Source organism: Streptomyces sp. NRRL F-5727 (genome assembly GCF_000719555.1).
Lineage (GTDB): Bacteria > Actinomycetota > Actinomycetes > Streptomycetales > Streptomycetaceae > Streptomyces.
On the sequence record NZ_JOGX01000033.1, the window covers coordinates 24,239 to 43,380 of the forward strand.

Genomic DNA, 19,142 nt, shown 5'->3' on the forward strand with positions numbered 1-19,142 from the left:
ATGGTCCTCAGCCCTGTCCCGGCCCCCGGACGCACGGCGGAACAGCCCACCGGGCAAGCTCCCACGGTCGGCGCCCCCGCCACCCCCGGGACCCGCCCCGGGGAACTTCCCCCGGTCCACGACGCCCTGCTCTGCGTGGCCCTGCCCGGCTTCGCCGTCTCTCCCCGGCACGGCCAGCTCACCGGGCACGGCCCCGAGGGCGTGTACGCGTCGGGGCGGCGGCTCCTCTCCCGCAGCGTGCTGCGGATCGCCGGACGCGAGCCCGTCCCCCTCCAGGGACGGCTCGCCGCCGCGGACCGGGCCGTGTTCGTCGGCGCCCTCCGGGTCCCGGGCGACACCGGTCCCGACCCGACGCTCACCGTCGAACGCTCCCGGGGCGCCGACGGAGCGGAGCGGATCACCCTCCGCAGCGCCGCCCCCCGCCCCGTCCGCCTCCCGGTGGAGCTCGCTCTGGGCACGGATCTCGCGGAGCTGGCCGCGGTCGCGTCCGGCAGGGACCGGCCCGAGCTCAGGGCCAGCGTCCACGGCACCGGTCTCCGCTGGGCCGCCCCCGACGGACGGTCCGTCGCCGTCACGGCCGACCCGGCGCCCATGGACGCCCTGGCGGCGGCGGGGGTCCTCCGCTGGGAAACCGATCTCGCCCCCGGCGCCGCACTCACCCTTCACCTCCGCCTCCACGCCGGGCGGGCCCCCGGCGCGGCCCCGCCCGGCGGGCGCCCCGGCGGCCACCTGCTCTCCGAGGCGCAGGCGGAAGGCGACGACCGCCGGCCCGGGGAACTGCTCCGCGTCTCCGTCGAGGACCTGCGGGCCCTCCTCCAGCGCGATCCCGCGCACCCCGCCGACGTCCATCTCGCGGCCGGCGTCCCGTGGCGCTGCGGGCCCGTCACCGCGGAGGCCCTCTGGGCGGCCCGCATGGTCCTGCCGCTCGGCACCCGGCTCGCCGTCACAACGCTCCGCGCCCTCGGCCGCACCCAGCTCACCGCAGGAGCCGAGGCAGGGCGCATCCCCGGCCCGCTGCGGGACGCCGGTCCACACCTCCCGCCCCGCTGCACCGGAGTCGAGGCCACCCTCGCCTTCCCCGTCGTCCTCGCCGAGGCGCGACGGTGGGGTCTCCCCGCGGCCGACCTCGACGAGCTCCTTCCGGTGGCGGAGCGCTGCCTCGGCTGGCTGCGCCGCGGCCTCGACGCGGACGGGCTCCTCCCGGACCCGGCTCCCGGCGGGCCCTGGCGGGCCGAGACCCAGGCCCACGCCCACCGGGCCGCCCTGCTCGGTGCCGACCTCCTCGACGCCTGCGGGCGTCCCGGCGGGGACGACCTCAGGGCGGCGGCCCGCACCCTCCGCGAGCGGTTCCGCGGCGCCTTCTGGCTCGACGACCCGTCCGGCGGCCGGCCCGCCGCCGTCCGGGCGCCGGAGGGGCGCGCCCGGCCCCAGCTCGGCGGATGGGCCGCCCACCTCCTCGACACCGGGCTCCTCGACGGCGGCCGGTACGCCCAGGGGCTGCTCGACCGGGCGGAGACCGAACAGGTCGCCCGGCTGCTCGGCACCCCGGCGCTCGACTCGGGCTGGGGGCTGCGCGGCCTCGGCGCCAGGGAACCGGGCCACAACCCGTTCGGACACCGGGCCGGAGCCGTCCGCGTCCACGAGACGGCCGTCGCCGTCTCGGGACTGGCCGCCGCCGGATACGAGAAGGAGGCGACCGCCCTGCTGCGGGGCCTCCTCGACGCCGCCGAGCACTTCGGCCACCGGCTGCCCGAGATGTACGCGGGCGAGCAGCGCACCGCGGGCGCCCACCCCGTGCCGCACCCGGCCGCCTGCCGGCCCGCCGCCGTCGCGGCCGCCGGAGCGGTCCACGCGCTCGCCGCCCTGGTCGGGATCCGCCCCGACGCCCCCGGCGGGAGCGTCGCCGTCCAGCCGATGTCCTCCGCGCCGCTGGGGGCGATCCGGTTCTCGGGGCTCGTGGTCGCCGGCGAACCCTTCGCCGTACGGGTGAGCCGCCTCGGACTCGGTATGGTCGAGGAGGCCGCCGAGGGTCTGCAGCTGGGGGTGTGACGGATGCCGGGCACGGAGACGAGGAAGCGCTCGCGACCGGGTGACGAAGTCACGGTCGGAGAGCACGCGGGGCGTGTTTATCGTCAGGAAGACGACTATGATCGCGGCATGTCTCCCTACGACCCGTCGGCCTTCCCGCCCTTCGCTGTCACCGTCGACCTGGTCGTCCTCACCGTGCGGAGCCACGCACTGTGCACCCTGGTCGTCCGTAGGGGAGAAGCGCCGTTCCAGGGGCGGTGGGCACTGCCCGGAGGCTTCGTCCGCGACGACGAGGACCTCGGCGCCGCCGCCGCGCGCGAGCTGGCCGAGGAGACCGGGCTGTGCGCCCACGACCCGTCGGCGCCCCAGCCCGTGCCGGACAACGGCGCCCACCTCGAACAGCTCGCCACCTACGGGGCGCCCGAGCGCGACCCGCGGATGCGGGTGGTGAGCGTCGCACACCTCGCGCTCGCCCCCGACCTGCCCGCGCCCCGGCCCGGCGGCGACGCCCACAGCGCGCGCTGGGCGCCCGTGGAGGAGCTGCTCGACCAGGCGCGGGCGGCGGGGAGCGACTCTCCGGACGCGCTCGCCTTCGACCACGCCCAGATCCTCTCCGACGGGGTGGAGCGGGCCCGCTCCAAGATCGAGTACTCCTCGCTCGCCACCGCGTTCTGCCCGCCCGAGTTCACCGTCGGCGAGCTGCGCCGGGTCTACGAAGCCGTCTGGGGCGTCTCGCTCGACCCGCGCAACTTCCACCGCAAGGTCACCGGCACCCCCGGCTTCCTCGTCCCGACCGGAGGGACCACCACCCGTCAGGGAGGGCGCCCCGCCCAGCTGTTCAGGGCCGGCGGCGCCACCCTGCTCAACCCGCCGATGCTGCGCCCCGAGGTCTGAGGGGCACACGGATCCGCCGCCCCCGAGGCGGCAACCCTGCGGCAAAAGTCCGAAATCTGGCGTTATCTTGCTGCGGTAGCGCCGCCCTGCCTGCGGAGCGGTGACACCTACCGCGAGAGAAGCGATGCTCCAGGCCATCGGACTGACCAGCACCCCCCGCCGCGATCGCCCGCCCGCCGTGGACGATCTGACCTTCGAGGCGCCGGCGGGAGCCGTGACCGCCCTCGTCGGCCCCCCGGGCTCCGGCAAGACGACCGCCCTGCGCCTGCTGCTCGAACTCGACCCGGGGCGTGGACTCACCTACTTCCGGGGGCGGCCGCTGCGCCGGATCGCCCAGCCCGCGCGCGAGATCGGGGTGGTCCTCGGCGATGTGCCCGGCCACCCCTCCCGTACCGTGCGCGGACAGCTGCGGATGCTCGCCGCGGGAGCGGGAGTTCCGGCCGGCCGGGCCGACGAGGTGATCCGCGCCGTGGGGCTCGGCGGCCTGGAGGGACGACGGATCGGCACCCTGCCGCGCGGGGCGGACCGCCGACTCGCCCTGGCCGCCGCCCTGTTGGGGGAGCCGCACACTCTGCTCCTCGACGATCCGGGGGCGGGGCTGTCCCCGGCGGAGCGGATCCGGCTGCACGAACTGCTGCGCGCCCACGCGCGGGCCGGCGGCACCGTCCTCTACACGACCAGGGACCCCAAGGACGCGGCCCGTAACGCCGACCACGTCGTCACCGTCGACGCCGGCCGCCTGGTCGCCGCCCAGGACTCCGGCGACTTCGCCCGTACCAGGCTCCGGCCGAGGGTCGCCGTCCGCTCGCCGCAGGCCGCCCGCCTCGCCGCCGCCGTGACCCAGGAGGCCCGGTCGGCCCGCCGTCCGGTCGAGGTCGTCACGGAGGACGGCAACCTCCTCCTGGTCTACGGCGGGGACTGCGCCCAGGTGGGGGACATCGCGTTCCGGCACGGCGTCCCGGTCCACCGGCTCGCGGACGAAATCGGGGACGCGGGCCCCGGGCCCACCGGGCCGAGGTCCGAAGAGGCGCCCGAAGCCGGCCGGGCGGCGGCTGCCGGCGGTCCGGGCCGGGCGGCGACGGCGCGCCGACCGGTCCGCTCGCCGCTGCGCCCGCTCCGGTACGAGCTGCGCCGGATCCTCGGCGTACCGTCCACGGGGCTGGTCCTGGCGGGCGTCCTGGCGGTGTCGGCCGTGCTCGCGGTGCTGCTCGGCAGGGGCGGCGGCACCCCGCTCCCCGCGGTGCTGGCCGCCTGGCCCGACCTGCTGCCGCTGCCGCCCGCCGCGCTCGGCGCCGGTCTGCTCGGCGCCCTCTCCTTCGGTGAGGAGTACCGCTACCCCGCGCTGGCCGCGGGGCGCGGAGCCGTACCGCGCCGGCTCGCGCTGCTGCTCGCCAAGCTCGCCGTCGCCGCGCTCGGCGCGCTGCTCCTCGGTGCGCTGGTGGCGGCGGCCGATCTGGCGGCCCTCCGCCTCTGCTACGGAGCGGACTTGATCTCCGTTCCGGACAACTGGGCTCCGATGGCGGCGAGTTGGCTGGGCCTCGCGGTCGGCTGCGCGTGGGCGGGGGTGCTGGGGGCCGGAGTGTTCCGGGCCGCGGCCGCCGGGGTGGCCGCGGTCCTCTTCGTGCCGGTCGCGCTCGTCCCGGTGCTGGGGCAGGTGATGAGCGGCCCCGCGGTCCGGTCCGTCGCCGGACTCCCCGCCCGGCTCGGCGAGTTCGTCGGGCCGCGGTGGGCGCCGTCCCTCGATCGCTGGATCGCCGGGGCTCTGGAGGTGGTGGGGCAGCCCGCCGGTGTGGCTCTCGCGCTCACGTTGACGGTTCTGCTCTGCGCCTATGTGCTCACCGGCCTTCGTTCGCAGGCCCGTTGGTGATCACTTCCGGACCAATAGGTTCCGGATGGGTCGCAACTCCCTTGATGAATGCCTCTTATGTCCGAATAATCGTCAATTGCGTAGCGGGTGCCGATCACCCTTTCGTGTGCTTTTCACCAAAGACCTCAAGGGTCACGGAGGCAACGCCGACAAAGGATGCGTGAGTACCCTTGCGCATACGATGATGACCGCCGCCCGCTCCGTCGACTCCGGCCTCGGCGCCCCGGGCGATCTCGACCGCTACCCCTACGCGGAGGCGCCCGTCGCCGACCGCGTGAGCCCGCCCTCCTGGGAGGGGGTGGACACGGACCTCGGCCGCGTCGGCCGCCGCACCGCCGGCAGCCGCGGCCGCGGACTGCACGGCCAGCTCGTCCAGCAGCTCGGCCAGATGATCGTCTCCGGCGACCTCGGCGCGGACCGCCCCCTCGTCCCCGAGGAGATCGGCCAGCGCTTCGAGGTCTCGCGCACCGTCGTGCGCGAGTCCCTCCGCGTCCTGGAGGCCAAGGGTCTGGTCAGCGCGCGGCCCAACGTCGGCACCCGGGTCCGTCCGGTCAGCGACTGGAACCTGCTCGACCCCGACATCATCGAGTGGCGCGCCTTCGGCCCCCAGCGCGACGACCAGCGGCGCGAGCTCAACGAGCTGCGCTGGACCATCGAGCCGCTGGCCGCCCGCCTCGCCGCCGGCCACGGCCGCGAGGACGTGCAGCAGCGCCTCTCCGACATGGTCGAGATCATGGGGCACGCGTACGCGCAGGGTGACGGCATCACCTTCTCCCGGGCCGACGCCGAGTTCCACTCCCTGCTCATCCAGCTCGCCGGCAACCGCATGCTGGAGCACCTCTCCGGCATCGTCGCCGCCGCCCTCCAGGTCTCCGGCGGCCCCGTCACCGGCTGCGACCGCCCCGGCGACAGCTGCCTGGCGCACCATGCGCGGATCGTCGACGCCCTCGCCGCCGGGGACGCCCTGGGGGCCGAGACCGCCATGCGCCAACTGCTCACGGTTCACCCCGAGGTGGAGCCCCGCGTGGTCCCCGCCCCCCGCGAACACTGATCCGCGGACCGTGGCCGGAAGCGCACGGGCGCGTACGCAGGGAGAGCCGCCGGGTCCGAGCGCGGTCCGGGGAGCCCGGAGGGGTTCCCCGGACCGCGCCAGGGTGCCGGCGGCGCCGAATGTACGCTTGACTCCCTTCCGTCCGGTTCGTCGCGGATGCGGTGTGACTCGGGACACGAAGATTGGGCGTAACACTCCTCCGAGCCGTGCGATGACCTAAGAGGTGACAGCCGAGGAAGGAATACAGCAGCCGGTGCAGGCGCTGTGCAGTTCCCCGGTCCAGCCCGCGCCGTCGGCACATTCCCCGTCGACGGTCGTCGGCTCCGGCCCGATCCCGGGCGGGGCCGGAAGCCGTTTCCATCGTTCCGAGAGGTTGTTCGTGTCGGCCAGCACATCCCGTACGCTCCCGCCGGAGATCGCCGAGTCCGAGTCTGTGATGGCGCTCATCGAGCGGGGAAAGGCTGATGGGCAGATCGCCGGCGATGACGTGCGTCGGGCCTTCGAGGCTGACCAGATTCCGCCAACCCAGTGGAAGAATGTTCTGCGCAGCCTCAATCAGATCCTCGAGGAAGAGGGTGTGACGCTGATGGTCAGTGCAGCGGAGTCGCCGAAGCGCGCCCGCAAGAGCGCAGCAGCGAAGAGCCCGGCCAAGCGCACCGCCGCCAAGACCACCGTCACCGCCAGGGCGGCGACGGTGACGAGGAGCACCGTCGCGACCGGCTCGACCGCCCCCGCGGCCGAGAGCGCCGACCCGGCCGACGAGGCCGCGTCGCCCGCCAAGAAGGCGGTCGCGAAGAAGGCGGCCGTCAAGAAGACGGCGGCCAAGAAGACCGTCGCCAAGAAGACGGCGGCCAAGAAGACCGCGTCCAAGAAGTCCGACGACGAACTGATCGAGGGCGAGGAGCTGCTCGAGGACGTCGCGCCGGGCAAGGACGAGGAGGAGGCCGAGGGCGAGACCAAGGGCTTCGTGCTGTCCGACGAGGACGAGGACGACGCTCCCGCCCAGCAGGTCGCCGTGGCCGGCGCCACCGCCGACCCGGTCAAGGACTACCTGAAGCAGATCGGCAAGGTCCCCCTGCTCAACGCCGAGCAGGAGGTCGAGCTCGCCAAGCGCATCGAGGCCGGTCTCTTCGCCGAGGACAAGCTCGCGGGCTCGGACAAGATCGCGCCGAAGCTCAAGCGCGAGCTGGAGATCATCGCCGAGGACGGCCGCCGCGCCAAGAACCACCTCCTGGAGGCCAACCTCCGTCTGGTGGTCTCGCTGGCCAAGCGCTACACCGGCCGCGGCATGCTCTTCCTGGACCTGATCCAGGAGGGCAACCTGGGTCTGATCCGCGCGGTCGAGAAGTTCGACTACACCAAGGGCTACAAGTTCTCCACGTACGCCACCTGGTGGATCCGCCAGGCGATCACCCGCGCCATGGCCGACCAGGCCCGCACCATCCGTATCCCGGTGCACATGGTCGAGGTCATCAACAAGCTCGCGCGCGTCCAGCGCCAGATGCTCCAGGACCTGGGCCGCGAGCCCACCCCGGAGGAGCTGGCCAAGGAGCTCGACATGACCCCGGAGAAGGTCATCGAGGTCCAGAAGTACGGCCGCGAGCCGATCTCCCTCCACACCCCCCTGGGTGAGGACGGCGACAGCGAGTTCGGTGACCTCATCGAGGACTCCGAGGCGGTCGTGCCGGCCGACGCGGTCAGCTTCACGCTCCTCCAGGAGCAGCTGCACTCCGTCCTCGACACGCTCTCCGAGCGTGAGGCGGGCGTGGTCTCCATGCGCTTCGGTCTCACCGACGGCCAGCCGAAGACGCTGGACGAGATCGGCAAGGTCTACGGCGTGACCCGTGAGCGGATCCGCCAGATCGAGTCGAAGACCATGTCGAAGCTGCGCCACCCGTCGCGCTCGCAGGTCCTGCGCGACTACCTCGACTGATCTCCCGATCGGTCCGAGGCGTACAGCGACGGCCGAAGGGCCCGGTTCCCCGCTCGGGGACCGGGCCCTTCGGCCGTTCGCGCGTGCAGCGGACGCGTCCGTGCCCGACGCTGGGTGAACGGATATCTGCGGAGAGTCAGGAGGCTCCATGCGTGGTCCCTTCGCCCGTGCGTTGACGGGTGCCCTGGGTCTGGTCACGGCGGTGGCCGGACAGGTGGCCTGGGCCGCCCCGGCCGGCGCGGACAGCGTCGTGGTGGGCGGCAGCCCGGCGGCGATCACCGACGCGCCCTGGGTGGTGGCGCTGTCCAGCCGTGACCGGTTCGGGGGTACGCGGGCGGGTCAGTTCTGCGGCGGCGTCGTCGTGGCGCCCACCAAGGTGCTCACCGCCGCGCACTGCCTGGGCCGTGAGGTGCTCGGCGGCGCCCCCTGGCAGCTGCGGGACTTCTCGGTGATCGCCGGCCGGGCCCTCCTGCGCGGCCAGGGCGGGCAGGAGGTGCGTATCGCGGACACCTGGGTGAACCCGGACTACGACCCGTCGACCAACGCGGGCGACCTCGCCGTCCTCACCCTCGCCGAGGCCCTGCCGCAGTCCTACGTGATCAAGGTGGCGGCGCCCGGGGACGCGGCGGAGGCCCCGGGGACGGAGGCCCAGGTGTACGGCTGGGGCGACACGACCGGGAACGGGAGCTACGCCTCCTCGCTCCGCTCGGCGCCCGTGCAGGTCCTGCCGGACTCGGCCTGCGAGCGGGCGTACCCGGGTGGCTGGGGCGGCGTCTCGTACCGCAAGGCGTCCATGCTCTGCGCCGGGGACCCCGAGGGCGGCCGGGACGCCTGTCAGGGCGACAGCGGCGGCCCGCTGGTGGGCCGGGGGGTGCTGATCGGGCTGGTGTCCTGGGGGAGCGGCTGCGGGCAGGCCGAGAACCCCGGGGTCTACACGCGGGTCTCCACCGTGCTGCCCGAGCGGTTCTGAGCCCCGGGGCCGGTGCCGGGCCGAGGGGCCTGCCCGGGCGGGCTCCGAGGGGTACGAGAACGGGCGGCCACCCCCTGGTCGAGGGAGTGGCCGCCCGTCGTCCGGTCGTCAGCGACCGGCCCTGAGCTCGTCGTGGTAGCGCGGCGTCAGTGCTCGTCGCCCATCGTGCGGGCCGGCACATCGGTCAGCCGGTCCGTCTCATCCTGTATCTCAACGGCGATCTTCTTGAGTTCCGGCTCGAACTTGCGACCGTGGTGGGCGCAGAAGAGCAAGTCACCTCCGCTGGCCAGGACGACACGCAGGTATGCCTGGGCGCCGCAGCGGTCGCAGCGGTCAGCGGCCGTCAGGGGGCTCGCGGGGGTCAGAACAGTAGTCACGTCGCCTCTTCTCTAGCTCGACGAGCTGTCGTACCAGGGTCAACATCCAACCAGGCCGAAAACGTTCCCGCTCGTGGCTTTTCCTTGAAACTTTTTCCCAAGGTGGCTGTCTGCTGCCGGTTGGCGGCGAATGAGCCGTATTGCGTCGCTCTACGGGTTTCGCGTTGCTGTGGTGTCGGTCGTCCTCCCGGCGGGCTTGCCGGTTGTTCATGAGGACGTGCCCGGAGCCTAGATGGTTCATGCCTGGAAGGGAACGTGATGTTCACGTCACCCCTTCGAGGGATCGAACACCCATGCGACTCTGGACTAGCATGAGGAAACCGGGAGGGTGGCGTTTCAGCGGCCCTACCAGGCATCGGTACCCTCTGAGCGGTGAGCGACGCCGGTACTCACCCCATCGGGCAAGATTCCAAATTCAGCGAGGAGCGAACCGCGTGACCGCCGAAACGTCCGTGCCGTCCAGTGCGCTGCTGACCGCAGACCGTGACGGTTCCAACTACACCGCGCGGCACCTGCTCGTCCTCGAAGGGCTCGAAGCGGTCCGCAAGCGCCCCGGAATGTACATCGGGTCCACCGACAGTCGTGGCCTGATGCACTGCCTCTGGGAGATCATCGACAACTCGGTCGACGAGGCCCTGGGCGGCTACTGCGACCACATCGACGTCATCCTCCACGACGACGGGTCCGTCGAGGTCCGCGACAACGGCCGCGGCATCCCCGTCGACGTCGAGCCCAAGACCGGTCTCTCCGGCGTCGAGGTCGTCATGACCAAGCTGCACGCCGGCGGAAAGTTCGGCGGCGGCTCGTACGCGGCCTCCGGCGGTCTGCACGGCGTCGGCGCCTCCGTGGTCAACGCGCTCTCGGCCCGCCTCGACGTCGAGGTCGACCGGAACGGCGCCACGCACGCGATCAGCTTCCGGCGCGGTGTCCCGGGCATCTTCACCGAGCAGGGCCCGGACAGCCCCTTCGACCCGTCGAGCGGGCTGATCAAGGGCAAGCGGGTGCCGAAGACCCGCACCGGCACCCGGGTGCGCTACTGGGCCGACCGGCAGATCTTCCTCAAGGACGCCAAGCTCGCCCTGGAGACGCTGCACCAGCGCGCCCGCCAGACCGCCTTCCTCGTGCCCGGCCTCACCATCGTCGTCCGCGACGAGCGGGACCTGGAGGGGATCGGCAAGAGCGAGGAGGTCTTCCGCTTCGACGGCGGCATCAGCGAGTTCTGCGAGTACCTCGCGCAGGACAAGGCCGTCTGCGACGTGCTGCGCCTCACCGGCCAGGGCACCTTCAAGGAGACCGTCCCGGTCCTCGACGACCGCGGCCACATGACCCCCACCGAGGTCACCCGTGAGCTCGGCGTGGACGTCGCCCTGCGCTGGGGCACCGGGTACGACACCACCGTCCGGTCCTTCGTGAACATCATCGCCACCCCTAAGGGCGGCACCCACGTCTCCGGCTTCGAGCAGGCCATCACGAAGACCGTGAACGAGGTGCTGCGCTCGGCGAAGCTGCTGCGCGTCGCCGAGGACGACATCGTCAAGGACGACGCCCTGGAGGGCCTGACCGCCGTCGTCACGGTCCGCCTCGCCGAGCCGCAGTTCGAGGGCCAGACCAAGGAGGTGCTCGGCACCTCGGCCGCCCGCCGCATCGTGAGCACCGTGGTCGCCCGCGAGCTCAAGGCGTTCCTGACCTCCACCAAGCGGGACGCCAAGGCCCAGGCCCGCGCCGTCCTGGAGAAGGCCGTCGCCGCGGCCCGCACCCGGATCGCCGCCCGCCAGCACAAGGACGCCCAGCGCCGGAAGACCGCCCTGGAGTCCTCCTCGCTGCCGGCCAAGCTGGCCGACTGCCGCAGCGACGACGTCGAGCGCAGCGAGCTCTTCATCGTCGAGGGAGACTCCGCGCTCGGCACCGCCAAGCTCGCCCGCAACAGCGAGTTCCAGGCCCTGCTGCCGATCCGCGGCAAGATCCTCAACGTCCAGAAGTCGTCCGTCTCGGACATGCTCAAGAACGCCGAGTGCGGCGCGATCATCCAGGTCATAGGAGCGGGCTCCGGCCGCACCTTCGACATCGACGCGGCCCGCTACGGCAAGGTCATCATGATGACCGACGCCGACGTCGACGGCTCGCACATCCGGACGCTGCTGCTGACCCTCTTCCAGCGCTACATGCGCCCGATGGTCGAGGCCGGCCGGGTCTTCGCCGCCGTGCCGCCGCTGCACCGGATCGAGCTGGTCCAGCCCAAGAAGGGCCAGGACAAGTACGTGTACACGTACTCCGACAACGAGCTGCGCCAGACGCTCCTGGAGTTCCAGCGCAAGGGGGTCCGCTACAAGGACGCCATCCAGCGCTACAAGGGTCTCGGCGAGATGGACGCCGACCAGCTCGCGGAGACCACGATGGACCCCCGCCACCGCACCCTGCGCCGGATCAACATCGGCGACCTGGACGCGGCCGAGACGGTCTTCGACCTGCTGATGGGCAACGACGTGGCGCCCCGCAAGGAGTTCATCACCAGCTCCGCGGCGACGCTCGACCGCTCGCGCATCGACGCCTGAGCCGTACCACCGCTCTCCGTCGTACCACCGCCCTCCGGCGAACCGGCCCGGTCCCCGTCCCACGGGAGCCGGGCCGTCCGGCGTCCATACGCATATCGGCCCGGTCCGGTCAGGCGCCGGGCCGAAGAGTCACCTGATGGGGTGAAGAGCGGAGGGAGAAGAGTCCGGGATCTGCCCACTCTGTCCATCCTTGGGCACGCGGCCGAAACGGTTCGCTGACAAGGAGAGTTGACCGGTGGAACAACTGGACGAGCAGGAACGCGCGGGGGCGCGGGACGAAGGGCCGGGCGGGACCCCGCCGGAGCTTCCGCGCCAGCGGCACGACGAGGCCGCGCACCCGCTGCCCGGGGCGGCCGGGATCTACCTGGAGGTCCAGCGCAGCCCCGCCTTCCAGGAGGTACGGCGCCGCTACCGCCGGTTCGCCTTCCCCGCGACCCTCGCCTTCCTCGTCTGGTACCTCGCCTATGTCGTCGCCGCCACCGCCGCCCCCGGCCTGATGGCCCGGCCGGTGGCCGGGGCGGTCAACGTGGCGATGATCGCCGGCCTCGGCCAGTTCCTCACCACCTTCCTCCTCACCTGGGCCTACGCCCGGCACGCGCGGCTGCGCCGGGACCGGGCAGCGCTCGAACTGCGCTGGGACACCCAGGAGATGACGAGAGGAGCCGGCCAGTGGTGACCGGAGACCACCAGACGCTCGCCCTGCTGCTCTTCAGCGCCTTCGTCGCCGTGACCCTCGCCATCACCACCTGGGTGAGCCGCAACCGGCACGGATCCGCCGAGGAGTTCTACGCCGGCGGCCGGCTCTTCTCGCCGATGGAGAACGGCTTCGCCATCGCCGGCGACTACATGTCCGCCGCCTCCTTCCTCGGCATCTCGGGCCTGATCGCCCTCTACGGCTACGACGGCATGCTCTACTCGGTCGGCTTCCTCGTCGCCTGGCTGGTCGTGCTCCTCCTCGTCGCCGAACTCGTCCGCAACTGCGGCCGGTTCACCCTCGCCGACGTCGTCGCCGCGCGGATGGCCGAACGACCGGTGCGGATCGCGGCCGGCACCTCCTCGGTGGCCGTCTCCGTGCTCTACCTGGTGGCCCAGATGGTGGGCGCCGGCAGCCTGGTGGCCCTGCTCCTCGGCGGCACCGGCGAGGCGGCCCGCACCTGGACCGTCGTCGGCGTCGGCGCGCTGATGGTGATCTACGTGTCGCTCGGCGGGATGAGGGCCACCACCTGGATCCAGATCGTCAAGGCGGTGCTGCTCATGGCCGGCACCGTCACGCTCACCGTCCTCGTCCTGATCCGCTTCCACGGCGATGTGAACAGCCTGCTCAACACCGCCGCCGAGCGCAGCGGGCACGGCACCGCCTTCCTCGGCCCCGGCCTGCGCTACGGCGGCGACTGGACCGCCCGGCTGGACTTCATCAGCCTCGGTCTCGCGCTCGTCCTCGGCACGGCGGGACTGCCACACATCCTGTCCCGCTTCTACACCGTGCCCACCGCCCGCGCCGCCCGCCGCTCGGTCGTCTGGTCCATCGGCCTCATCGGCGGCTTCTACCTGATGACCATCGTCCTCGGCTTCGGCGCCGCCGCGATCATCGGCTCCGCCGAGGTCCGCGCCTCCAACGCCTCCGGCAACACGGCCGTCCCGCTGCTCGCCCTCGACCTCGGCGGCGGAGCGGGCTCCACCGGCGGCACGGTGCTCTTCGCGGTCGTCGCCGCCGTCGCCTTCGCGACCATCCTCGCGGTCGTCGCCGGGATCACGCTGGCCTCCTCCGCCTCCGTCGCCCACGACCTCTACGCCTCGCTGCGCCGGTCCGGCGGGAAGCAGTACAGCGAGGTCACCGTGGCGCGGGTGGCGGCCGCCGTCATCGGCGCCGTCGCGATCGGGCTCGGGCTGCTCGCCCGCGACCTCAACGTGGCCTTCCTCGTCGGCCTCGCCTTCGCGGTGGCCGCCTCGGCCAACCTGCCGGTGCTGCTGTACTCGCTGTTCTGGCGCCGCTTCACCACCCGGGGCGCGGTCTGGTCGGTCTACGGCGGGCTCGTCCCCGCGGTGCTCCTGGTGGTGTTCTCGCCAGTCGTCTCGGGCAGTCCCGAGGCGCTCTTCCCGGGCATGGACTTCCATGTCTTCCCGCTGCAGAACCCGGGCGTGGTCTCCATCCCGCTCGGGTTCCTGGCCGGCTGGCTCGGCACGGTCACCTCGCCCGAGCCGCCCGACGAGGCACGGCACGCCGAGACCGAGGTGCGGGCGCTCACCGGCGCGGGCGCCGCCTGACGCCGCCCCGGAACTCGGGCCTCAAGGTGAGGAGACCCAGGTGTAGCGGTGCTCGGGGCGGCCGGTCTCGCCGTACCGGAGGGAGAGACGGACGCGCCCGTTCCGCTCCAGGAGCTTGAGGTACCGCTGGGCGGTCTGGCGGCTGACGCCGGTCCGCTCGGCGAGCTCCTGGGTGGAGAGCGGCCCGTCGGCGGCCAGCAGCGCCTGGCGGACCAGCTCGGCCGTGGTCGGCGAGTGCCCCTTGGGCAGGTCGGGGGCGACGGTGCCGGCCGCCAGGGTGCCGAAGATCCGGTCGACCTCGGCCTGTTCCGCCTCGCCGCCGCTCTCCAGGGCGCGGCGGAGGGCCGCGTACGCCTCCAGCTTGGACCGCAGACCGGCGAAGTTGAACGGCTTGACCAGGTACTGGAGGGCGCCGTGCCGCATCGCCGCCTGAACGGTCGCCACGTCCCGGGCCGCCGTCACCATGATCACGTCGCACTGGTGGCCGCGGGCCCGCAGCGCGCGGATGGCGGCGAGGCCGTTCTCGTCGGGGAGGTAGTGGTCGAGGAGGACGAGGTCCACCGGCTGTCCGTCGAGCACGGAGAGGGCCTCGGCGGTGGAGTGGGCGGTGGCCGCGACCCGGAAGCCGGGCAGCTTGGTCACGTACGCGGCGTTCACCCGCGCCACCCGGATGTCGTCGTCGACGACGAGCACGTCGATCACCGGGACCCCTCCTCGGACCTGGTCGGGTGCGGGTCCACCGGCCCGCGCGGGGCGGGCGGGACCGGGTCGGCCGGGTCGGCCGGGTCGGCCGGGGACGGTTCCGTGAGCGCGTCCGGCAGGACCACCGTGAACTCCGCGCCGCCGGCCGGGCCCGCCGTCACCCGCGCCGTGCCGCCGCGCCGCTCGGCGAGGCGGCGGACGAGCGCGAGCCCGAGGCCGCGCCTGCCGTGGGAGGGCGGCTCCTTCGTGGTCCATCCCTCGGTGAAGATCAGCTCCCGGCGGTCCTCGGGGACGCCGGGACCGCTGTCGGCGACCCGCAGGACCACCGTCCGGCCGTCGGCGCGCAGCGCCACCTCGACCCGGGCGTCCGGGGCGCCGGCGGCGGCGTCCAGGGCGTTGTCGACGAGGTTGCCGACGACGGTGACGAGTTCGCGCGGGTCCACCAGCCGGTCGGGGAGCAGGGAGTCCGGGGCGATCCGCAGCGAGACCCCGCGCTCGGCGGCCACCGTCGCCTTGCCGACCAGGAGGGCCGCGAGCAGCGGGTCGTGGACCTTCTCGGTCACCTGCTCGGCGGTCGCCCGGTGCACCCCGACGACCTCGGTGACGAAGTCGGCCGCCTCGTCGTACAGCTCCAGTTCCAGCAGGCCGAGGAGGGTGTGGAGGCGGTTGGCGTGCTCGTGGTCCTGGGCGCGCAGGGCGTCGATCAGGCCGCGGGTGGAGTCGAGCTCCCGGCCCAGCCGCTCCAGTTCGGTGCGGTCGCGGAGGGTGGCCACGGCGCCGCCGTCGTCCGTCGGCATCCGGTTGGCGATCAGCACCCGGTGCCCCTGGACGGTCACCAGGTCGGCCCCGGTCACCCGGCCGGTCAGCACGTCCGCCGTACGGCCGGGGCCGAGGAGCGCGTCGAGCGGGCGCCCGGCGGCCTCGGGGCCGAGGCCGAGGAGGCGCTGGGCCTCGTCGTTGAGGAGCCGTACGGAACCCCTGCGGTCCAGGGCCACCACGCCCTCGCGGATGCCGTGCAGCATCGCCTCGCGCTCGGCCAGCAGCGCCGAGATGTCGGAGAAGGCCAGGTCGCGGGTCTGCCGCTGGATCCGGCGGGAGATCAGGTACGCGGCGAGCGCGCCGGCCGCGAGCGCGCCGCCCGCGTAGGCCAGGAGGCCGGGGATCGCGGAGAGCAGCCGGTCGCGGACGCTGTCGTACTCGATGCCGACGGAGACCGCGCCGACGATCCCGCCGTCCGCGTTCCGCAGCGGGGCCTTGCCGCGTGCCGAGCGGCCCAGGGTGCCGCTGTCGATCTCCATCACCTCGCGGCCCGCCAGGACCTCGCTCGGGTCGGTGGAGACGGTCCGGCCGATCTGGACGGGGTCGGGGTGCGACCAGCGCACTCCGCGCGTGTCCATGACGACCACGTACTCGGCGCCGGTCGCCTCCCGGACCCGCTCCGCCTCGCGCTGCACCGGTCCCGTCGCCGACGGCGGCCCGCCGGCCAGGTCAGCGGCGGTCCGCGAGGAGGCCATGGTCTCCGCGATGGCCAGCGCCCGCCGCATCGCCTGGTCGTCGAGCTGGGCGCTCAGCGGGGCCAGGAAGAACCCGGTGGCCAGCACGGTGACGCCGGTGGCGACGGCCAGCTGCATCAGCAGCACCTGCGAGAACACCCGCCGCGGCCACCCCAGCCGGCGCCGCCGACGCACGGCCGGCGGCGCAGAGGGGATCGATCCGGTACGGCTCATGCCCGAAACGGTACGGGGACGGCGTCGACGACCGGAAATGCGGAGGGCGCCGGGGGCGCGGGGCCGGTGGTCGGGTGTGCCTGGGGCCTTGCGGGTGTGCCGGCGTGCGGGGGTGACGTTGTGGTGGGGTGGGCTGCCTATTCTGGGTGGCGGTTCGGGTGGGTTCGGGCGCGGGGGCGTCCTTTCTCCTGGCCGGTCTCCGTCGTCGTCCCAGCGAAAGGGTTGTCTCTTGAGCGTGCAGCAGATCCCCGTCGTCGTCCTCGCCGGGTTTCTCGGGGCCGGGAAGACCACGCTCCTCAACCATCTGCTGCGGAGTGCCCGGGGGACCCGGATCGGGGTCATGGTCAACGACTTCGGCGACATCGGGATCGACGCGATGACGGTCGCCGGGCAGGTCGGGTCCACGGTCTCGCTCGGCAACGGGTGTCTGTGCTGTGCGGTGGACGCGAGCGAGCTGGACGAGTACCTGGAGGTGCTGACCCGGCCCGAGCTGCGGCTGGACGTGATCGTGATCGAGGCCAGCGGTCTCGCCGAGCCGCAGGAGCTGGTCCGGATGGTGCTGGCCAGCGAGAACCGGCGGATCGTCTACGGCGGTCTGGTCGAGGTGGTCGACGCCGCCGAGTTCGGCGCCACCCGGCAGCGGCACCCCGAGACCGACCGGCATCTCGCCCTCGCCGACCTGGTCGTGGTCAACAAGGCCGACCGGGTGTCCGGGGAGGAGCTGCGGACCGTCCGGGAGACCGTCGCCGGGCTCGCGGGCCGGGCTGCGGTGATCGAGGCGGCGCACGGCCGGATCGATCCCGAGCTGCTCTTCGACCGGGTCGTCCCGGAGGACGAGATCGCCGGGCAGATGTCGATCGAGGACATCCTCTACGGCGACGACGACGGGCACGCGCACGTGCACGCGGCCTACGACACCGTCTCCCTGGCCACGGCGGTCCCGCTGCACCCGCGGCGGCTGATGGCCTTCCTCGACTCCCGGCCCGAGGGCCTGTACCGGCTCAAGGGCTTCGTGGACTTCGGCGCCGCCGACCCCGACCACCGGTACGCGGTGCACGCGGTCGGCCGCTTCCTGCGCTTCTACCCGGAGCCCTGGCCGGCCGGCGAGGAGCGCCTCTCGCAGCTCGTCCTGATCGGCTCCGGCGTCGACTCCGCCGCTCTGCGCAAGGAGCTCGCCGCCTGCGAGCTGGACGGACCCGGGGACGTCCCGGACGAGCACTCCATGTGGGGTGTCCTCCGGTACGTGCCGCAGGGCGACGAGCCGGACGCCGAGGAGGCGTGACCGCGCCTCAGGCCGGCAGGCCCGCCGGTGCCAGGCCGACCGCCGTCAGGTAGGCGTCGAGGCTCGCGTCGGCGCGGTCGCCGGCCCAGCCCACGTACCCGTCCGGGCGGATCAGGTAGACGCCCGTGCCGTACGGCTCGCCCGGCGCCGTCAGCCGGGCCGTGCGGACCTGCTCCGGGAGTGCCGCGGGGGGCTCGGCGTCGCCGGCCGTGAGCAGGGTGAAGTGCGGGCCCCGGAAGAGGTCGAACAGCCGCCCCTCCCCGTGCCGGCCGTCCGGGGCGCGGTCGCCCGCGCGCAGGGTGTCCCCCGAGGTCTCCGGGCGGGTGTCGACCGCGAGGGCCGAGTCCCGGTAGCCGAGGTCGAGCTGCTGGACGTCCTTGCCCCGCTGGGTGGCCTCGCCGTCGGCGGTGGCCCGGTGGAGCCGGGTGCTGAGCCCCAGGACGTCCGCCGCGACGGGGCGGCGCTCGGCCTCGTAGCTGTCGAGGAGCGCGGCCGGTGCCCCGTGGAGGAGGACCTGGGCGAGCTTCCAGCCGAGGTTGTAGGCGTCCTGGACGCCCGTGTTGAGGCCCTGGCCGCCGGCGGGGGAGTGGACGTGGGCGGCGTCGCCCGCGAGGAAGACCCGGCCCTCCCGGAAGCGGTCCGCGAGCGCCGCCCTGGCGCGGTAGTCCGAGGCCCACGGCACGTCCGTGATCTGGTCCGCGTCCAGCGGGGTACGGGCGGCGAGCAGCGCGCGGACGCCCTCCGGGGTCGTGTCCACCACGGCCGCCGGGTCCTCGAAGGTGGCGGCGAGCTGGAAGAGGGCGGCGTCGCCCGGCAGCGGGCAGAGCGCCACGCCGCCGTCCGGCGCCCGCCACACGTGCCAGTGGTCCCGGCCGGCCACCGTCCCGGGGGCGATCCGCACGTCCGCGACGAGCATCGGGCGCGGGTCCACGGTCTCGCCGGTCATACCGATGCCGAGGGCCCGGCGGACCGTGGAGCGGCCTCCGTCGGCGCCGACCAGGTAGCCGGCCCGGACCGTCTCGCCGGTGCTCAGCTCCGCCGCCACGCCCGCGTGGTCCTGGCGCAGGCCGGTGAGGGCGGTGCCGAAGCGGACGCCGCCGCCGAGCGCCGTCAGCCGCTCGTACAGCAGCTCCTGGGTGCGGGACTGCGGGATCAGCAGGGTGTTCGCGTACGGCACCCGCTCGGTGGGCTCCGAGCGCGGGACCATGTCCCACTCGCCGCGCCGCTCGGTGCCCTCCCAGGCCAGCATCCGGGGGTACGGGCCGCCCGCCGCCAGCACCCCGGGCAGGACGCCGAGGTCGTCCAGGACCTCCAGGCTGCGCGGCTGGAGTCCCTTGCCGCGCGAGCCGGGGAAGAGCCCGTCGGCCCGCTCCAGGAGGAGCGTCCGGACGCCCCGGCGGGCGAGGTCGAGGGCGAGCACGAGCCCCGTGGGGCCCGCTCCGGTGATGACGACGTCCGTGTCCCGGTCCACAGGCATGGCTGTCCGCCTCCAGT

Annotated in this window: 14 protein-coding genes; 10 read left to right on the forward strand and 4 right to left on the reverse strand. The window is 73.7% G+C overall.

Annotation, left to right across the window (positions count from 1 at the left end):
- The 6 genes from IF73_RS0122270 to IF73_RS0122295 all read left to right on the forward strand — a co-directional run bounded on the left by IF73_RS0122270 (position 1) and on the right by IF73_RS0122295 (position 8,743).
- A complete protein-coding gene (locus IF73_RS0122270; RefSeq protein ID WP_031010842.1) occupies positions 1 to 2,049 on the forward strand; it encodes a glycogen debranching N-terminal domain-containing protein in 2,049 nt (682 codons plus the stop codon).
- Between the two features lie 108 nt (positions 2,050 to 2,157).
- Positions 2,158 to 2,922 (forward strand): NUDIX hydrolase, encoded by a 765-nt coding sequence (locus IF73_RS0122275; protein WP_031010844.1) that lies wholly within the window; start codon positions 2,158 to 2,160, stop codon positions 2,920 to 2,922.
- Between the two features lie 124 nt (positions 2,923 to 3,046).
- The gene (locus IF73_RS0122280) at positions 3,047 to 4,789 is read left to right on the forward strand and encodes an ATP-binding cassette domain-containing protein (RefSeq protein ID WP_031010846.1); all 1,743 of its coding nucleotides are present in this window, start codon (positions 3,047 to 3,049) and stop codon (positions 4,787 to 4,789) included.
- A 160-nt stretch (positions 4,790 to 4,949) separates the two neighbouring features.
- Complete coding sequence (locus tag IF73_RS0122285) at positions 4,950 to 5,840, forward strand: FadR/GntR family transcriptional regulator (protein WP_078868192.1); 891 nt, start codon at positions 4,950 to 4,952, stop codon at positions 5,838 to 5,840.
- A gap of 379 nt (positions 5,841 to 6,219) precedes the next feature.
- Positions 6,220 to 7,773 carry an RNA polymerase sigma factor gene (locus tag IF73_RS0122290; RefSeq protein WP_031010850.1) on the forward strand — a complete coding sequence of 518 codons (1,554 nt, stop codon included), beginning with the start codon at positions 6,220 to 6,222 and terminating at the stop codon, positions 7,771 to 7,773.
- 148 nt (positions 7,774 to 7,921) lie between these two features.
- Complete coding sequence (locus IF73_RS0122295) at positions 7,922 to 8,743, forward strand: serine protease (protein WP_031010853.1); 822 nt, start codon at positions 7,922 to 7,924, stop codon at positions 8,741 to 8,743.
- Between the two features lie 146 nt (positions 8,744 to 8,889).
- Here the strand turns inward: IF73_RS0122295 and IF73_RS0122300 are convergent, their stop codons facing one another.
- Positions 8,890 to 9,120 carry a DUF7455 domain-containing protein gene (locus tag IF73_RS0122300; protein ID WP_031010855.1) on the reverse strand — a complete coding sequence of 77 codons (231 nt, stop codon included), beginning with the start codon at positions 9,118 to 9,120 and terminating at the stop codon, positions 8,890 to 8,892.
- Positions 9,121 to 9,554: 434 nt separating this feature from the next.
- On the opposite strand from IF73_RS0122300, the gene IF73_RS0122305 reads away from it, so the two are divergent.
- The 3 genes from IF73_RS0122305 to IF73_RS0122315 all read left to right on the forward strand — a co-directional run bounded on the left by IF73_RS0122305 (position 9,555) and on the right by IF73_RS0122315 (position 13,937).
- On the forward strand, positions 9,555 to 11,672 hold the full coding sequence (locus IF73_RS0122305) for a DNA gyrase/topoisomerase IV subunit B (protein ID WP_031010857.1): 2,118 nt from the start codon (positions 9,555 to 9,557) through the stop codon (positions 11,670 to 11,672).
- Between the two features lie 235 nt (positions 11,673 to 11,907).
- Positions 11,908 to 12,348 (forward strand): DUF485 domain-containing protein, encoded by a 441-nt coding sequence (locus IF73_RS37930; protein ID WP_199806696.1) that lies wholly within the window; start codon positions 11,908 to 11,910, stop codon positions 12,346 to 12,348.
- Positions 12,345 to 13,937: a cation acetate symporter gene (locus IF73_RS0122315; RefSeq protein WP_031010862.1), complete on the forward strand. Its 1,593-nt coding sequence runs from the start codon at positions 12,345 to 12,347 to the stop codon at positions 13,935 to 13,937. The genes IF73_RS37930 and IF73_RS0122315 overlap by 4 nt, the downstream gene beginning before the upstream one ends.
- A 21-nt stretch (positions 13,938 to 13,958) precedes the next feature.
- Here IF73_RS0122315 and IF73_RS0122320 read toward each other — a convergent pair whose 3' ends face one another.
- Together IF73_RS0122320 and IF73_RS0122325 are read right to left on the reverse strand one after the other, a co-directional pair.
- Entirely contained in the window at positions 13,959 to 14,639 is a 681-nt protein-coding gene (locus IF73_RS0122320) for a response regulator (RefSeq protein WP_031010864.1), read from the reverse strand.
- Entirely contained in the window at positions 14,636 to 16,366 is a 1,731-nt protein-coding gene (locus IF73_RS0122325; protein ID WP_031010866.1) for a sensor histidine kinase, read from the reverse strand. The genes IF73_RS0122320 and IF73_RS0122325 overlap by 4 nt, the downstream gene beginning before the upstream one ends.
- A gap of 229 nt (positions 16,367 to 16,595) precedes the next feature.
- Between IF73_RS0122325 and IF73_RS0122330 the strand changes: the two genes are divergently transcribed.
- The gene (locus IF73_RS0122330) at positions 16,596 to 17,648 is read left to right on the forward strand and encodes a CobW family GTP-binding protein (protein ID WP_031010868.1); all 1,053 of its coding nucleotides are present in this window, start codon (positions 16,596 to 16,598) and stop codon (positions 17,646 to 17,648) included.
- 7 nt (positions 17,649 to 17,655) lie between these two features.
- Here the strand turns inward: IF73_RS0122330 and IF73_RS0122335 are convergent, their stop codons facing one another.
- Complete coding sequence (locus IF73_RS0122335) at positions 17,656 to 19,125, reverse strand: FAD-dependent monooxygenase (protein WP_031010870.1); 1,470 nt, start codon at positions 19,123 to 19,125, stop codon at positions 17,656 to 17,658.
- Positions 19,126 to 19,142 lie beyond the last annotated feature (17 nt).

Excerpts from the sequence above, each read along its gene's own strand:
- IF73_RS0122275 (WP_031010844.1), top strand. The coding sequence starts at position 2,158 with ATGTCTCCCTACGACCCGTCGGCCTTCCCGCCCTTCGCTGTCACCGTC.
- IF73_RS0122295 (WP_031010853.1), top strand. The coding sequence starts at position 7,922 with ATGCGTGGTCCCTTCGCCCGTGCGTTGACGGGTGCCCTGGGTCTGGTC.
- IF73_RS0122325 (WP_031010866.1), bottom strand. The coding sequence starts at position 16,366 with ATGAGCCGTACCGGATCGATCCCCTCTGCGCCGCCGGCCGTGCGTCGG.
- IF73_RS0122280 (WP_031010846.1), top strand. The coding sequence starts at position 3,047 with ATGCTCCAGGCCATCGGACTGACCAGCACCCCCCGCCGCGATCGCCCG.
- IF73_RS0122270 (WP_031010842.1), top strand. The coding sequence starts at position 1 with ATGGTCCTCAGCCCTGTCCCGGCCCCCGGACGCACGGCGGAACAGCCC.
- IF73_RS0122335 (WP_031010870.1), bottom strand. The coding sequence starts at position 19,125 with ATGCCTGTGGACCGGGACACGGACGTCGTCATCACCGGAGCGGGCCCC.